Annotated in this window: 15 protein-coding genes; 12 read left to right on the plus strand and 3 right to left on the minus strand. The window is 31.5% G+C overall.

Annotation, left to right across the window (positions count from 1 at the left end; all coding sequences use genetic code 11):
* Positions 1 to 63 precede the first annotated feature (63 nt).
* Positions 64 to 1,662, minus strand: coding sequence for a cellulase family glycosylhydrolase (locus CLOCEL_RS04945; RefSeq protein WP_010076404.1), 1,599 nt, complete (start codon positions 1,660 to 1,662; stop codon positions 64 to 66).
* A 338-nt stretch (positions 1,663 to 2,000) separates the two neighbouring features.
* On the opposite strand from CLOCEL_RS04945, the gene CLOCEL_RS04950 reads away from it, so the two are divergent.
* From CLOCEL_RS04950 to CLOCEL_RS04995, 10 genes are all read left to right on the plus strand, one after another.
* A complete protein-coding gene (locus CLOCEL_RS04950; protein WP_010076403.1) occupies positions 2,001 to 2,303 on the plus strand; it encodes an ATP-binding protein in 303 nt (100 codons plus the stop codon).
* 521 nt (positions 2,304 to 2,824) lie between these two features.
* The gene (locus CLOCEL_RS04955) at positions 2,825 to 4,120 is read left to right on the plus strand and encodes an IS30 family transposase (protein WP_013291633.1); all 1,296 of its coding nucleotides are present in this window, start codon (positions 2,825 to 2,827) and stop codon (positions 4,118 to 4,120) included.
* Positions 4,121 to 4,547: 427 nt separating this feature from the next.
* Complete coding sequence (locus CLOCEL_RS04960; protein ID WP_010076402.1) at positions 4,548 to 5,045, plus strand: DUF2975 domain-containing protein; 498 nt, start codon at positions 4,548 to 4,550, stop codon at positions 5,043 to 5,045.
* Positions 5,046 to 5,054: 9 nt separating this feature from the next.
* Positions 5,055 to 5,267, plus strand: coding sequence for a helix-turn-helix domain-containing protein (locus CLOCEL_RS04965; protein ID WP_010076401.1), 213 nt, complete (start codon positions 5,055 to 5,057; stop codon positions 5,265 to 5,267).
* Between the two features lie 378 nt (positions 5,268 to 5,645).
* Positions 5,646 to 6,110: a GNAT family N-acetyltransferase gene (locus tag CLOCEL_RS04970; protein ID WP_010076400.1), complete on the plus strand. Its 465-nt coding sequence runs from the start codon at positions 5,646 to 5,648 to the stop codon at positions 6,108 to 6,110.
* 107 nt (positions 6,111 to 6,217) lie between these two features.
* Positions 6,218 to 6,844, plus strand: coding sequence for a fibronectin type III domain-containing protein (locus CLOCEL_RS04975; RefSeq protein ID WP_010076399.1), 627 nt, complete (start codon positions 6,218 to 6,220; stop codon positions 6,842 to 6,844).
* A gap of 139 nt (positions 6,845 to 6,983) precedes the next feature.
* Positions 6,984 to 7,901 (plus strand): PH domain-containing protein, encoded by a 918-nt coding sequence (locus CLOCEL_RS04980; RefSeq protein WP_010076398.1) that lies wholly within the window; start codon positions 6,984 to 6,986, stop codon positions 7,899 to 7,901.
* Positions 7,902 to 8,371: 470 nt separating this feature from the next.
* Complete coding sequence (locus tag CLOCEL_RS04985) at positions 8,372 to 9,235, plus strand: SDR family NAD(P)-dependent oxidoreductase (protein WP_010076397.1); 864 nt, start codon at positions 8,372 to 8,374, stop codon at positions 9,233 to 9,235.
* A 418-nt stretch (positions 9,236 to 9,653) separates the two neighbouring features.
* On the plus strand, positions 9,654 to 10,163 hold the full coding sequence (locus tag CLOCEL_RS04990) for an HAD family hydrolase (RefSeq protein ID WP_010076396.1): 510 nt from the start codon (positions 9,654 to 9,656) through the stop codon (positions 10,161 to 10,163).
* Positions 10,164 to 10,369: 206 nt separating this feature from the next.
* Positions 10,370 to 11,296 (plus strand): glycoside hydrolase family 43 protein, encoded by a 927-nt coding sequence (locus CLOCEL_RS04995; RefSeq protein ID WP_010076395.1) that lies wholly within the window; start codon positions 10,370 to 10,372, stop codon positions 11,294 to 11,296.
* Between the two features lie 465 nt (positions 11,297 to 11,761).
* On the opposite strand, the gene CLOCEL_RS05000 is transcribed toward CLOCEL_RS04995, so the two are convergent.
* The gene (locus CLOCEL_RS05000; protein WP_010076394.1) at positions 11,762 to 13,054 is read right to left on the minus strand and encodes a methyl-accepting chemotaxis protein; all 1,293 of its coding nucleotides are present in this window, start codon (positions 13,052 to 13,054) and stop codon (positions 11,762 to 11,764) included.
* Positions 13,055 to 13,500: 446 nt separating this feature from the next.
* Between CLOCEL_RS05000 and CLOCEL_RS05005 the strand changes: the two genes are divergently transcribed.
* Positions 13,501 to 14,538, plus strand: coding sequence for a hypothetical protein (locus tag CLOCEL_RS05005; protein WP_010076393.1), 1,038 nt, complete (start codon positions 13,501 to 13,503; stop codon positions 14,536 to 14,538).
* Positions 14,539 to 15,043: 505 nt separating this feature from the next.
* The gene (locus CLOCEL_RS05010) at positions 15,044 to 15,820 is read left to right on the plus strand and encodes a sporulation protein (RefSeq protein ID WP_010076392.1); all 777 of its coding nucleotides are present in this window, start codon (positions 15,044 to 15,046) and stop codon (positions 15,818 to 15,820) included.
* Between the two features lie 185 nt (positions 15,821 to 16,005).
* On the opposite strand, the gene CLOCEL_RS05015 is transcribed toward CLOCEL_RS05010, so the two are convergent.
* On the minus strand, positions 16,006 to 17,076 hold the full coding sequence (locus CLOCEL_RS05015) for a M23 family metallopeptidase (protein ID WP_010076391.1): 1,071 nt from the start codon (positions 17,074 to 17,076) through the stop codon (positions 16,006 to 16,008).
* Positions 17,077 to 17,312: the final 236 nt, after the last annotated feature.

The raw sequence follows: 17,312 nt of genomic DNA on the forward strand, positions 1-17,312 counted from the left end.
GCCCCCTTGAGTAGACAGTTTCATCATTTTAAATGTCTAACAAGGGGGCATTTTATTTTAAGGTTAGCTTAAAAGTTTTTTCTTAAGAACAGCTAAATCAATAGCATTTATTTTCCCATCATTATTCATATCTGCAACAGCTAAGTCTGGAGTTGTACCAGTACCTAGAAGAGCTTTTTTAAGAACAGCCAAGTCAATAGCATTTACTTTTCCATCCTTATTTATATCTCCAAGTAAAGGTGGATTTATGACAATGCTAGTTCCTAAGGTTATACCGTTTTTACCTAAAGGTATTTTATGGTCTAAGCCGATGAATTTCCCTTCATCATTTCTCCATAAAGTAGGTAATAGATAGTTATCATACTTATTGTCATTCCATTTTAAATCTCTTGCACCAGGGAAGGCAGTTCCCTCGCCACGAGTAAGCAATCCACCAGTATCTGAGGAGTCAGTGTTTATACACCAAAAAGTATGATGTAATTTATATTTATTTGCTATGATATAATCTCTCATGGATCTTAAATATTTAAGGTTAACATCAAGAAGTTTATCGGTACCTTCTGTTAGGCCACCCCATTCACCAATTAGTAGTGGAGAAGTTCCATTTTCCATGATATATGCCCAGTTATCTCTCCAACACTTTTCATATAATATTGTTTTGGCAGTAGCATCATCGGCAGTAACAAAATCACCTTTAAACCACGATTGTTCATATACTAATGGACCATAATCATGTGGTGAATAAACAAGTTGTTTTTGGTATTCCCCTAGGTTAATAGGATAATCTTTTACACCTCTTAGATTTCCGCCCCACCAGTTACTAGTATAATCATTGTTGCCTGCCCAAGGACTTGTATTGATAGTTCCTTCATCCCAGGTTCCATCTTTAGGGTAAAGTTCTACACCTTCTACAAATATCAAGGCATTAGGATGTACATTCATTATATCTAAAGCTGTTTCTTGAGCTACTCTTTTCCAGTTATTTGCTTTAGTGGAGTCGTCCCAAATAGCACATTGAGATAAGTTTTTTGCATCACCAGGATTTGTGTGAGGCTCATTTTTTAAATCAAAACCTATAATAGTGTCGTCATTTTTGTATTGATCAGCAAACCATACCCAAGAAGATTTAAAGACATCTTCTGTTATAGCTCCTTTATACCAAAGAGGATAGCTATGCCCCATGTTATCTGTTTCTGCACTATGTACATCCACTATTACTTTTATTCCAACTCTTTTGAAATTTTGTAGCATAAAGTTAAATAATTGAAAGCTATTTAGTCCAGCCAAAGATGCATTATTATAACTGGTATCTGTTGATTCTGGATATTCCCCTTTGCTCCAAGCGTACAATAGGTCTGTGGCTATTGGCATTCTAACAACGTTTATACCCTTATCAGCAACCATTTCTATATCGGCTATTATGTTGCTGTGATAAGAATCTAAAAACATCCTTTCTCTGCAGTTAAAGCCAAACCAGTTTGCACCAGTTAACCAAACTTTATTGCCATACTTGTCTACAATATTTGTACCTTCCACATGAAGCCAATCATCATTGGTTTCAGCTACAGGTGTAGTTGTTTCAGCACACACTTTAATACTAGGTGTTACTAATAAAGAAGTAAGTGCTATCGCTGTAGTAGATAATTTCATAATCTTTTTCATTTCCATTCCCCCTAGAATTGATAGTTTAAAAAATATTTCTCTTTATATAATTCGAAATATGTTGAATTTTTGTGGTTCAACATGATAGATAAAAAGTTTATATTTAATATATAATAGGTGTGTTTATGGTAGATAAAACTTTTTTGGTAATTTAATGGAACTTGGCTTGGGTAAATATAAAGGAAAGTATTATATTTAGTCTTAAAAACTACATTGATAAGATAAAAAAATATATAAAAAATTTTTTAGGCGGAAACAACTTGGCAACAAGTTCATTAATTTTGGAAAAATCCTTGTGGTAATATTTATACATACCAAATACAAGGAGAGATAATTATATGAAAAGAAAATCTATAGTTTCATTAATCTTAATAGCAACAATGATAATAAGTGTTTCAGGATGTGGAAGCAAAGAAAAAACAATTGTATTAACAGAGGATGTAAAAAGTGAACCAATTCCTGAGGAAGTGTTTAATAATATATTCGATCCTTTTATAAAGCATAGTAAGACTAATAATAGGGACAGTAGGGGCTTAGGGCTATATTTATGTAAGGAAATTATTAAGGAACATGAAGGGGCAATAACTATAGAAAATGGAACAATGGTAAAAATAAAAATTTCTTTGATGGTTCAAAACTAACAGAATATTAGAAATGTAATCCTTCTGATTCCAAACCGAGTATTAATTCTTAAATTTAATATTGGTTGCACCTTGGCTTACAATAAGATTGGATTATACCAGTCTTTTTTGTTTTTCTAGGTTTAGAATATATATCTTAAAAGAGTTGCTGATGGAGACATTGTGTTGAAACCTACATTTCGAATATAAAGGTGGCATTTCTTTTACAAATATTCAATTGTCAGTTGCAAAAGTTGATTTTAAATTTACAAAGTGTCATATGGTGTTTCTTTCACCATCTCGCATTCTAATTTGCTTAATGTACCTGCCTTAATTGTAAAATGAAAATCCATGCTATTAGGCTTGTTTCTAGTAGGATTAATATAGTTTGTATTGATAAAGGGTGTATAGATTTTTCCTTTACAAATAGTAATGCTAGAAGACTAATCAATGTTAATGGTTGGTCTTCTTTTGTTTGATGATTGAAATAGTTTAACATGATTGCTATCCTTGTTATGCTGGTGGCGGATAAGGAGATAATCATGTCTAAATATTTAACTTACGAAGAACGCCTTGATATTCAGGCGTGTTTAAAAGAAAATCTTTCTTTTGGAGCAATTGGCAAGATAGTTAAGAAAGATCGTACTACTATCGCCAAGGAGATAAAGAAGCATGCAACTGAAATAAAAACTGGATACAGTGGGTGGCCATACAATACCTGTAAACGCCGCTCAAGCTGCAAACTAAAACGTATATGCAAAAAAGAAGAGTGTACTCATCCTTCAGCACAGTACTGTAAGATTTGTTGCAACTGCAATGATCTTTGTTCAGAGTTTGAAGAAGAAATCTGTTCAAGTAGTTTTAAACCACCTTATGTTTGTAATGGGTGTGGACAGCTTAACAGATGTACTCTTAAAAAAATGATGTATTATGCAGATGATGCCCAGACCGCCTTTGAAGAAAACATATCAGATGCAAGGAGTGGAATTCTCTCAAGTGAAGCGGAGCTTGCAAGACTGAATACTTTGATTTCACCACTGATTAAACAAGGTCAATCGATACACCAGATATATATCGATCATATAAATGAGCTCATGTGTAGTGAAAAGACACTCTATAACTACATAGATGCATGCCTCTTTGATGTACGAAACATTGACTTACCACGCAAGGTAAAATATCGACCACGCTACAAGAAATCAGAATTCAAAGTTGATAAAGGATGCCGTATAGGCCGGAATTACAAAGATTTTCAAGCCTTTATGGAAAAGAATCCAGAGCTTTCTATTGTACAAATGGATTCCGTTATAGGAAGCAAAGGTGGAAATGTCCTATTAACCATTCACTTTGTGAATACTAGTCTTATGTTGGCGTTCGTGCGTGATTCAAATACCTCACAGTCGGTTATTGATGTTTTTGAACATATTTATCAGGTAATAGGAAAAACAGAGTTTAAGAATTTGTTTCCAGTCATCCTTACGGATAATGGCAGTGAGTTCTCCAATCCGAAAGCCATTGAATTTGGACCTGATGGACTTAGAAGAACTTATGTGTTTTATTGTGATCCAAGCAGCCCTTATCAAAAGGGCTCCATAGAGGTAAATCATGAGTTAGTTCGAAGAATTCTCCCTAAAGGGACTACTTTTGAGCTTTTAGACCAAAAAGACATATGTCTTATGATGAACCATATAAATTCATACAAAAGAAAAAAGCTGAACAACAGGAGTCCATTCCAGGCGTTCAGCTTTTACTATGGAGAAGATTTACTACACAGGTTAGATTGTTTCTCAGTAGCAGCTGAGGAAATCATTCTAAAACCAGCACTTCTCAAAAAATAACATATAAATAAGTAGTGGCTACCGGCAAACCTTACCTTATATATGACTACAGCAGGGGTGGATTTTCCGATTACAAAAAATCGACCGAAGATCGACCTTCTATTTGGCATGCACTTTTTTAAATGTCAGTAAGATAATTATAGCAAAATTCCTGAAAAAACAGTATGTTAACCGGGATTTTGGATTACAAAATTGGATATTTGTTTTCAAAATGGGACTTTCGCTTACAAAAGGAGAACTTCATTTTCAAAATGGGATTCTTGGGCTACAAATGGGAAACTCGTGTTACAATTCACCTTAATGTACCTGTATCTATAGATTATTTAATGTTATATATAGAAAATTTAATGTTTATCGTTAAAATGTTATTGTAAAATATTAAAAATAGTGCTATGATAAGGATATATTAATAAAGGAGGTTCGTTTTATGAATCAGAATATTATCAAAATAAAAAAAATTAGTAAAGCAATGATGATGGTTGTTAGAGGGTTAATTATTGTGCTTGTCGTAGCTATGTTATATACTACAGCTACAAGTTTCGTAATTAATAACAACAATGGATTGTTAAAAGAGATAATTGCAGTAGGTATTTCTTCTATCAATGCATTGCTTATAATCGCTGTTTTAGTTGTAGCTTCTAGGTTGTTAAAATCTATAGGAAAGGATTACACCCCTTTCAGTAGTAAAAATGTAAAAATGTTAAAGGTGGCAGCTGGACTTCTCATGATATTTGAACCAGTACATATTATTGCACAGAAAATTATTAATACAATACGTCCTGTGATTTTGGAAAATGGTCAAAGAATAGCTGCATTCTCATTTTTCGGTGGTGTATTCTTTGTTTTAGGATTGGTTGTTTTTTGTATTGCTTTAACATTTGAATATGGAATAGAACTTCAAAAGCAATCTGATGAAACACTTTAAGGAGGAACTATGGCTATTATATTAAGACTTGACCGAATGATGGCAGACCGTAAGATATCTTTGAATGAGCTAGCTGAAAAGGTTGGAATTGCAAATGTTAATCTTTCCAATATAAAAACTGGGAAAGTAAGTGCAATACGATTTTCTACCCTTGATGCTATTTGTGATGTATTAGATTGTCAACCAGGAGATATCTTAGAATATAAACGTGAACAAAAGTAAGAAAGTGATTAATTGTTAAATTTGAGAAGATGATTTCTGTAATAAACGAGAGCACTAAAAAATTATAAATTTTTAGTGTTCTGGTAGTAAACTGGAATCATCTTTTTTATTATGTTCTTCTCTAGCTTGGTTATTTTAGCAATCCCTTACTTGGCTTCAGCAAGTTTCTCTTTTAGAGATATCCAAACTTCTTAGTGAAAGAAATAGTATTTGCTGAATGATTCAAATACTTGAGAATGTGCTTGAAATGTGCCAGATGGAAGTATATAGTATAAATATAAATATTATCTATAAAAACTTGGCGAAGGTTGTAAAATTTTTAATTACGTGTAAGGAAGTGTTTATATAATATACCAAAATGAAGGGTAGGGTTGTAAGATGGAAGTAACTATAATTAAAGGGAACATAGAGTACATAAATGAATGTGAAAAAGCATTACTTAACTCAAAGTTAGGTGAAGTACATTTCCAAGAAGAAGGATTTGCAAGAAAGATCTTAGAAGATGGGGTTGCAAGGGAAGAAATATATATCGCAATAGATAGTAACCAAAAATGTAGAGGATTTATCTGGATTATTATAGATGGGATATTTCACTCTGCTCCATATCTACAACTTATAGCAGTAGACCAAGAAAGTAGAGGTACTGGTATAGGAAAGAAACTTCTACAGTTTTTTGAGGATTTGTGTTTTAAGAATTATAACAAGTTGTTTTTGGTAGTTGGAGAATTTAATGTAGATGCTAAAAGACTCTATGAAAGTATTGGATATATTGAGGTAGGAGCTATACCTGGTTTATATAAAGAAGGAATAACAGAACATTTGATGATGAAGCTTAGAGAATAGGATTGTCTAAGGTAGATTAGCTTTTCTTTATAAAATTGTATAAGAAGGTAAATTAGGATATTTAAAAGGTTTAGAAGAAAAAATTGTGGATAGGAGAAAAAGGTTATATGAATAAAAAGAGAAAAAGAGTCAAAGTAGGTATTGTCTTGTTGTTAGTAATAATAGCCTTTTTGTATTACATAACTTGGGGAATAAGACCGAAAGTGAAAATAGAAGTCCTCGATGCTAAAAATATTAGAATCAGCTGTAATGTACATAAAAATGCAGAATTTTATCGTATATATAGAAGCGATGAAAAGGATGGTCAATACGAGAGAATAGGTACTGTAAGGGAAAATAAGTTTATTGATGAGGAGTTAAAGCCTTCAACTACATATTGGTATAAGGTAGCGGTGATAAAAGATGGGAAGGAAGGAAAGTTAACATTTCCATCTAGTGGAACTACAAAGGAGCTTCCTCCTACTCCGGTCAATGTATCAGCAGATTCTATTACTTTTGAAAGTGCCACTATAAGATGGAACAAAGCTGAGAATGTTAGAAACTATTATATTTACAGGGCAGATGATGAAAACAACTATTATAACATAATTGGACAAAGTATAAATAATAGTTTTATCGATAGAACATTATCACCAAGTAAAAAATATAAATACAAGATTACCTCTAATAATGAGAATGGAGAAAGTGAGACTTCTTCAGAGATAAAAATTGAAACTGCAAAGAAAGCTAGTTGATATTTTATTGGACAATTCTTAGTTTGTATCTATATAATTAATATAAATACATTTATGTTATAAATAAGTATATGCATTATATAATGCAGACTAAAGAGTACTGCAAGTTACAAAATCACTGTTGAAAAGGGGAAGAAGAATGAAAGAATATGTTGGATATGGTGGAAATAAAGTAACCATTGATGGACAAAACGTTTATATTAAACAGGCGTTTCAAAAAGAAGAGTGTATATTTGGGGATATCAAAAGCGTAAGCTTTAGAGAACCGACGATATTAAAAAATGGAGCTGTTGTGATTACAACTCTAAAAGCAAAATATGAAATTATGTTTTTGAAAAAGAATTTACAAGAATTTAAGGAATTATACGATATGCTTTATGCAAAAGTATATTTAAAAGATGATTCATCTGAAAATAATGAATATATAAGTAATGAAGATACAAATAGTAATCACACTAACCAAGAATTTTCAGTTGATGAAACAAAGAAAATCTCAAGAAATGCAAATGACATGTTTCAATATTGCGTGGATAATAAATATGGGACAGGAATGACAAAATCTTCTTCAATAAAGAACTTTGAATTAATAGAAAACTCTCTGAATCCAGATGAAGAAGTATTATTGTGTTTTTGCGGACTTAATAATTTCGTAAGTATGACTAAACATGATGGTCATTTTGCTTATGTTGTTACTGATAAAAGATTTATTATGGCACAAAAGAAAATGATCGGACAAGTTGTTCAGGCTATTCCATTAAAAAATATAAGCGATTGCTTTTTATCTGCAGGAGCAGTAATGGCTACTATAGAGATACATACTTCAAAGAAAACTTTTAAAATTGAAATAGGTAGAAGTGTAGCTACAATTATTAATAATAAAATAAATGAAGCGATTAGCGGTGGACAAGTATCAAGTAATGCAACAACTTATCAAGGTTCTCCAGGAACAATTAATGATTCAGCAACTGAGATTTTAAAGCTTAAAGAATTATTAGACATGGGTGCAATTACCGAAGAAGAATTTGCTGCTAAGAAAAAGATAATTCTTGGTATTTAATTGATAAAAAATTAGATAAGCCTTAAAGGTAATTAAAAATATTAAGGAAGATAGAGTACTAAATCTAAAGAGATTGGGTGCTCTTTTTTTATTGCAAGTAATCATAATAGTGTATATAAGCCCTAATAATGTAAGAATAATAAATGCATATAATGGGTTTACATTAAATTCATATAACCTTTATGAGAGCAATGTAGGTTTTTAAGCGGAACTTATATATAGGAAAATGTTTATGCTTAGGTTAGCCTTTAGACACTTTGGGATAAATGTATAAATTTTTTACATTTTCATTGAAATGAATGTATAAAAGTTGGGTTAATTGGATTATTATAGTGAAGAAGATGGGGAACACAATAGCATAAAATGAATTAATGTAATTGAGGAAAGACGTTTTTTATTAGATATATTAGGGAGGTGAACTTTAGTGGGAGTTTGATATTTATATTTCTTTCTCTCATTGAAGGCAGTATATGAAAGATTTTAAAGGTAAAGTAGCGGTTATTACAGGAGGAGCAAATGGCATTGGCTTTGCAATAGCTGAGGAATGTGCAAAGAGAGAAATTAAGATAGTAATAGCCGATATCAATGAATTGGATTTAAAGAAAGCAGAAGAAAAGCTTAAAGCGCAAGGTGCTGAGGTATTAGCTTTGCAGACAGATGTGATAAAGTATGAGGATATGGAGAGGCTTGCGGATAAAACACTTGAAAGATTTGGACATGTAGATTTATTATTTAATAATGCTGGAGTTGTAGTTGCAGGACCAGCTTGGTCATTATCCTTAAGAGATTGGGAATGGATTATGAAAGTTAACGTATGGGGAATTATTCATGGGGAAAAAGCTTTTATTCCAATAATGTTGAAGCAAGATACAGAATGCCATATTATAAATACAGCTTCTGCAGCTGGACTTTTGAGCTTAGATGGGATGTCGGCATACCATACCTCAAAATTTGCAGCAGTTGCTCTTTCTGAATCTACTTATCTAGATCTTCAATGTGTAACAGATAAAATAAAAATGTCGGTATTTTGTCCAGGCTTTATACAAACAGATTTAAATAATTGTGAAAGGCATAGACCAAAGGATTATGATAATGATATGGAGGATGAATATTATCACAGTGATTCCTATAAGGCAAAAGAGGAACAGAAACATAAGGTTATCCAAAATGGTATTCCAGTAGATATGGTTGGAGCAACTATATTTGAAGCCATTGAGGAAGAGAAGTTTTATATTTTGACTCATCCAGAAATTAATCCATTAATCGGATTAAGAACAAGAAATATCCTTGAGGGTGGAAATCCATCTATAAAGGACATAGTAGGAGTCAAGTAGTTAATGTAAGGAATGAAAATTTTTTTACAAAGTTTTTATACAGTATAACTTGAAGAATGTTTAAATTATTACTGAAAAGGGATGTCTTAAAATGATTAAAAAATCATTTTAAGACATCCCTTTTTCTTTAGGTAACACTGAAAAATATCTATAATACCAATAAATACTGTTTCAGAATAGAAGTTATTTTCTACTCCTAGACAGCCTTTTGGTCAATTAAAGAATTATATTGGAATAGAAACTATATCGATAATATATATCAGTGAATAAAGGTGATACAATGATAGAGAAGTAATTATTTATTTAATAGGAAGTGATTGGTATGATTAAAGCAATTTTGTTTGATTTTGATGGTGTACTAACTACCGATGCAACTGGATCCCAATCCATATGAAATTATATTTGTAAAAAAACTGGGGTGGATTTAGAACTATTTAAAAAAGAATATTATAGATACAATAAAGATCTTCAGAAGGGAAAGATTAGGCATAAAGAGATTTGGGGCAAGCTATGTGAAGAGCTAGGTATGGAAATTGATATAGATATTTTGTATGAATCTTTTATAAATACTCCTATAGATAATCAGATGATGGAGATTGTAAATAAATTCAAAGAAGAAGGTTATAAGGTAGGAATAGTCACTGACAATAAAAAAGATCGTATGGATAGTATTATTAGATACTATGGTTGGAATAATATTTTTGATGCTATTACTGTCTCAGCTGAGGTTGGTTCTGGAAAAAGTCATAATGAAATTTTCTTAAAAACCATAGAGTCTTTGAAGATGGAGGCTGATCAATGTGTATTTATTGATAACCAAGAAAAAAATCTTATTGTCCCTGAAAGTATGGGAATGAAGGTTATATATTTTGACCATATAGAAAGAGAGCATGAGAAACTTTTAAATACACTTAGAAATTATATATAAACTTGCTACTATAAAGTTACAAGCAAACAAATATATAAGTTCCATTACTGAAACTTCATAAAATTTTATGGATATATTGAAAAATTAATATAACCTATAAATAGTATTTATCCAAACTTATATACATAGGAAATTATGATATAATTATAGAAGCCTACTGGTTTAGAACCGTTTTCAAATTATCTAAACTCTAGGAGGATTAACAAATGAACGCATATTTATTTGTGCATTTTAAGGAAAAGAGTACCCCTGATGGAGAGCAAGTATATTTTGCTGTTAGTACTGACGGATTTAATTGGGAACAAGTAAATGGTGGAGAGCCTGTTCTATGGAGTGTAAAAGGGGATAAGGGAGTACGTGATCATACTATTGTAAGAACAAAGAATGGTAAGTTCTATATTCTCGCTACAGATCTAAGCCTTGCTAATGGTTTTGATACTAAGTATAAGGGCAGTTGGATAAATGTTGGCACAGAGGGAAGTAAGCATCTTTCAATGTGGGAATCCGACGACCTTGTGAATTGGTCAGAGCAGAAGATGATAGAATTAGGTGATGAAGATTTTGGCTGTATTTGGGCACCAGATGTTATATATGAAAGCAAAAATGATGATTATGTAATTCATTGGTCTTCAAGTCATGCCTCTAATAATTATGGAAATAAGGCAATTTTTTATACTCGTACAAAGGATTTTCAGAGTTTTACTAAACCACAGATTCTTTGCAGAAAAGATGATAGTGGAATAATAGATTCTGCAATCTATGAGGAAGATGGTATGTTTTATCGTTTCTTAAAGAGTGAGGCAAATCCTACAGGTATCATATTAGAAAAGGGAAAAACTCTTACTGGAGCATATTCAAGAATCGAAGCTTTTGATGAGGAAATGGCTAAATTAGGTCATCCAGCCTATGAAGCGCCTACAGCCTTTAAGCTAGCTGATGGAAGATGGTGTTTGATGATAGACTTTTTCGGTGTACAAGGTGAAGGTCAAGGTTATGTTCCATTTATAGCGAATAGTATTGATAGTGGTAAGTTTATTCGCTCAGATGAGAGCTTTAGCTTTCCTTATCGTTTTAAACATGGCACTGTGCTTTCCATTACTATGGAGGAATATAGTAGAATTAAGCAAAAATAAAACAATTAAAACTAAGCAAGTAGACCATTTATTTTGTGGGAGTCTACTTGCTTTTTGATCTTATTTTCATTTTTAGAATATTTATGTACATAAGTAACTTAATTATCAAGACATATCATTAATTTATAGGACACTATAAAATCATAAAACAGAGAACTCTTGAAGATAATCTGCATAGATGTGTGGTTAAATTTGAATTTTAATCCAACATCCTATATAATTAATAAAAAATTCAATTAGAAAGCTTGGGAGGTTGTGAGATAAAGTGGAAGAACTTTGTTTAGTGATGCCTTCAACAAAATTAAAGAAATGGATGTAAAACTACTTGGACACCCAAAGTTGGTATAGTAATGGATAAGCATGTAAGAAGAACGATAAGTACAACTAAATAATATAATAATGGAATCCTTGAAGAGGCATTCCATTATTATATACTATATTATCAACAGCATTCATTAATATAGCCTAAAGTTTAAATTGAGAAACTTCAGCAGTTAACTTATCAGAGCTATCTTTTGACTTTATAACTTGGTCTAATACATAGTTAGTTTTAGTGCTTATGTCTGAAACTTTGTTTGTTATATCTATAGTTCCTATAGAACCTTCATTAGCTAAAGCTGCTACTAATTCTATGGTTTTTATTACATCCTGCACAGCTGCTAAAAGTTCTTCAGAGGTTGAACTTAAGTCCATAGAAAAATCTTTATAATATAAAGCATCGTTATTATATTCTTTGCTTGTTTGAACTAAGGTATCATAATCCTTTAACACCTTCGTCTCTATAAAGTTAAGCATTTTGCTAGAGTTATTTGTTAAATCTTCAACAGAATCTAGAATTATTGCTGTTGTATTTTGTATTTTAGTTATTGTTTCATTTGATTGTTCTGCTAGTTTTCTTATTTCATCTGCAACTACGCTAAAGCCTTTCCCAGCTTCTCCAGCTCTTGCTGCTTCAATGGCAGCGTTAAGTGCAAGAAGGTTTGTCTGTGAGGTAATCTGAAGTATAGATTCAGCTAAAATATTTATCTCCCTTACAGCCCCTGCTTTTTCAATTGATTGCTTTAAGTTAGTTTCTGTTTCTTTAAACATGTTTATTGTATCTCTTTGGTTGTCTTCTGAGATCTTCATTATATTTCTAGCTTTTTCACTTATATCTACAGACTTGCCTTCGCCTTCTTGAGATTTTTCTGCTATAGAATGAACAGCTTTTTCAATTTCATGAGAAGTTTCAGACATTTCATGTGCTGAAGCCACCGTTTCTTCCATCTTTCCAGATAATTGTTCTGTAGTTGCTTGTACTTCTTCTATATATTCAGTGAGGTTGGAAATGTTTACATTAATGCCTTCGACATTTGTTTCTATTACGTGTGCTTCATCTCTTGTAGAAGTAACAAGAAATTTTAATTGTTCAATTGAAGAATTTAAGTTATCTATGATTTCTTTTTGGCCTCTAGCTTTTGAAAAGTCTACACTGTAAGATAAATTTTTATTTTTAACATTATAAGATAGTTTGGAAATTATTGCCAAGGGTGCAATGAATTTCTTGTAATTTTTAAATGCGGCTAAAATTCCAAGAGCTAGTCCCGAGGCAATATATCCTAATGAACAAATTAATAATTGTTTTCCAGTGAGGTGCAGCGTAAAATATCCAAATAAAAGGCCTACTAATATACTGAGCGGAACAACTGTTACTAGAGTTTGTGCTACATATTTTGATTTTGAAATAACTTTTGGTTTATCATTAAAACTATTATCCATAGTGTTTTCCCCCTATAAGAACTTGTTAGCTAATTCTATCTTAATTACTTTCCTGTTACAATATCAAACCCTATATTGACATCTAGGGAATGTGAGGGAAAGAAAATATATATGTTATAGTGAAGGCTTCGAGTTTAAAAAGTTTTAATTACAGTTAAATATCACTAATTTCAGTGTGGCATTTAAAGGAGCATGAATATATAGATAAAGGCTTTAATGTAATTTTGATGTCGATTTTAAAATTACTCTTAATGTATTATTTCGACATTAATGGGATGTTTAAAATGATACAATATTCTTATGAAGTAAGGACTAGTTTAATAAATGTATCGAGATTAAAAGGATAGAAGAGATTTTGAAGTCCTAAAAAAGAAAATAGACAAGTTGCTTAGGAATTAAACTAGGAAACTAAATGTAATGTATTTAAAAAACTAGGGGGAACAATAATGAAAAGAAAATTGATAATAGCATTGCTTACTATATCCTTAGCAAGTGTTTTTGTTGGATGCAAAAACAATGAGAATACTCAAAAAACTACTTCTGATGAAAAGAGTCAAGTGGTGCTTGAGAAGCTTAATGCTGGTTATGATGATAGTGAGGGATATATTGAAAATCATGAAGAAGATAACTCATTAACATTATGGAACGCATTTAATCATTCATATAGAGTGTTAGCTGATGACGGAAAGGAACTTCCACACCGAGATGTTAAAACTGTTAAAGACAGTGAAGACTTTAAGTTTTCTATAGAATACTCATATAACACAGATCCTAAATCAGAAGAAGCATTGTCTTTTACTGCTACGGCTTATGTAAATTATAAACAAGTAGAATTTTTTTCAGGAGATACCACAAAGAAAATAAAAAAGTTAGATTTTAAAGCTAAAAAGGATGAGAAGGTAAATCTTCCGATAGTGTTACCAACAGAGGGGCTTCACGGAAGTAATAAGGTGATGATTGTAATCCAATGTAACGATTCTGCAGGTAGATTTGGCAGAAGTTTTGGAAATGGTAATGTTGCTTACATGGTTGATTTAAATGTTGGGCATAAAACTGGTTATGAGAAAAATGATGAAAAAGCTACCTATAAAACTATAACTTATCCTATTAATAATGATAATAGCCATTTTATTGTTAATCAAAATTTCAGAGTTGAAAATGAAGAAAGTAGAGGAATAGAATGGACAAAGCCAGTGATTAAAGTTAAAAGCGGTGAAGAATTTCCTTTAGCTTTTAGGTTTGGGCGAATTAAGGAAGATAGTTTGATTTTTCTTACACTTGATAATGAGCAGTATCAATTAGACGGAAAGGATTATCTTTATTTTGAACCATCAGAAAATATGCTTTACAAGAAGTGTATGATAAAAGCACCAAAAAAACCAGGTACATATTTACTTTCTGGCTATTATAAAAATAGTCCTTGGGAATATGGTGCAACAGCACAGTATGAATTTAGTGGTGTAATAAAACTTATAGTTGAATAATTAATAATTAAGGGGTTGCCTGAAAATGCAAAGGATTATGTTTTCATGTAGCCCCTTATTGCTATAATAATGATTTAATAATTATACCTGATAATAATTTTATGATTATATTTATATGTTGCAATAAGGTTGCTTCACAACTTATCAAGCTTTGAGGCTATAGCTAAGAATTAAAAATGTAGTTTTAGGAAACTTATATTTAAGATAAAAGTGTAATAAAACTATTGGAAGCCTTTATAACAATTAAAGGTTGAGAAGATTAGCTAAACATAGTACAATGTGGATACATATATAAATTAATCAAGCATAAAATTTTATATAAGTTTCATTATTAAAACCACAGGAAAAGTTTATAGATATATTTAGAAATTAATATACCTAATAAAGATTTTTTATTGAAATATATACATGTAAGACTTAAAGTGTGGAAATCTATACAAGTATTGATATAGATAGAGAAAGTGCATAATAAAATAAGGGTTTATAAGATAAAGGAGGAACGAAAATGAGTTTTTTTAAAAAGGTATTATCAAGCGTAGGTATTGGTGGAGCAAAGGTAGATACAGTACTTTCCCAGAAAAGTGTGAGAATTGGTGAAGATTTAGAAGGTGTTGTAAATATTGTAGGCGGAAATGTAGAACAAACTATTAGTAGAATAGAAGTAGAGCTTAAAACAGAATACTTAAAGGAAATTGATGATAGCAAAGTAAGATGTACAGCAAATCTTTTAAGGTTAGTAGTAGCTAGAGATTTGGTTATTGCACCTAATGAAAGAAAACAAATTCCTTTTGGGTTTACGGTACCAAAGCATACTCCAGTTAGTATGAGTAGAAGAAATGTTTGGGTAGAAACAGAATTAGAAATTCCGTTAGCACTTGATCCAGAAGATAGAGATTATATAGACGTGAGACCAAGCCGTGTAATGGATGTTGTTTTAGATGCAGTAATAAATGTGTTAGGCTTTAGATTAAGAGAAGTTGAGTGTGAAGCTGGACATCTTAGAGGTGGGCATGGTGAATTCACTCAAGAATTTGAATTTGTACCTCAATCAGCTTTTAGAGGAAAACTAGATGAATTAGAAATTACATTCCTACCAAGTGATGATGGAATTATGATTTATATGCAGGTTGATAGAAGAGTAAGAGGCTTAAAATCATTTTTGCAAGAAGCTGCAGGTCTAGATGAATCTTATTTAAGAGTTGGAATTAGTGAATATGATGCATCACAAGGAAGCAATCATGTAGCTAGAATGTTAGAAGATGTAATCAGTAGATATTGCTAAGAATCATATAGGTTCCGATTAGAAATCTACATTGCTTTCATAAACGGTATATGTATTTAATGTAGAAATATTATTGGAACTTATATATATCATTTTTAAAATAGAAAAGATCTCTAAATAGCAGTTGGAGCTGTTATTTAGAGGTCTTTATTTTAGTTAGTTACACATTTAATATAGCGAAATAATTATTCTGCATGGACTATGATGTTATCTTCTTCTATAAAGCCAATGTTGCTACCAGTAACATCTTTTATATTTATAAAGGAACAAGGCAACCCTTTACTTGATAAGAAATCTGGGCCGTCCATTAGTTGAAAGTGTAAGTGTGGACAGTTGGACAATCCTGTGTGACCAACTTTGCCAATAACTTCACCTTGCTTTACTTTATCACCTTTTTTTACAGTTAAACTATCTTTGATTAGATGACCATAAAAAGAATACTCGTCATTAGCATGTTTTATAACTACATAATTTCCACACTGTGCGGCAAGACCGTATTTCTCCATATAAGGTCTTCTTTCTTCCCAATCCCATGAAGAAGTCATGAAAAAGCTATGGTAGCAGTCTACTATTTCTCCATCAGCTATGGCAAGTATGTCCTTACCATATACTATATAATCTTCTTCCTTCATGTCCTCCTTGAAAGCGAGTTTTTGTTCAGAATTATATTGAGCCATATCAATAGCAAATTCCATAGAATAGTGCTGACGATGGTCTAATAAGCTATTGAAATTACCACAGGTACATATAGTACCTTTAAGTGGGAAAATGTATTGATTTTTGTTGTGGTATTCAGTTATTTCAAGTTGCCACTCTTGTGTAAATATTTCATCAGCCGTGGTGTAAGATATATTTACTAATAGCTTATCTATGGCAGTGTCATATACAATCGTGAAATATTCATTAAATATACCAGTTTCCTCATTAGGAGCAAGGGTTACAGTCTTTGCAAAGTGGGAAGGGGTAAAAAAGCCTTCTTTACCTAAAAAAAGCTTAGCTCCAAAGCCTTCACCAAGCCAAGTACACTTTTCTGCAAAATCTTTCAGGGCATTTTCAAGAGCTTTACCTTGATAACCTATTTGTTTCACTAACACATCAGCAGTGTATAAACCAAAGGTTATGTTCTTTATTACAATAGTTTCATCAGTATCATTTTTGATGCTTAAACCATGTAAGAGAAAGTTTGATATTACGTTTCCTCTTATTTCAACTGGTGCATTAATTATGAAGTCTTTTGGAACTGTACTTATATTCATTAAAATCATCCTCACCTTAAAAATTTGATTTGTTATTGCTTAGTTAGATTCAATGGCGATTTTTATGTTATTTCATGCTTTGATTTCCATGTTATACCAAGGAGCTGATTAAAGAATATCATTTAGTACAAGCCACCTCAACCTAAAATACTTTTATGAATCAAAAATGCTCTGAATAGAGCGTTATGTAATATTTTTATTATTAGGTTCTGTTTTAAATGAATGCTAATTCTATG

Source organism: Clostridium cellulovorans 743B (assembly GCF_000145275.1).
Lineage (GTDB): Bacteria > Bacillota > Clostridia > Clostridiales > Clostridiaceae > Clostridium_K > Clostridium_K cellulovorans.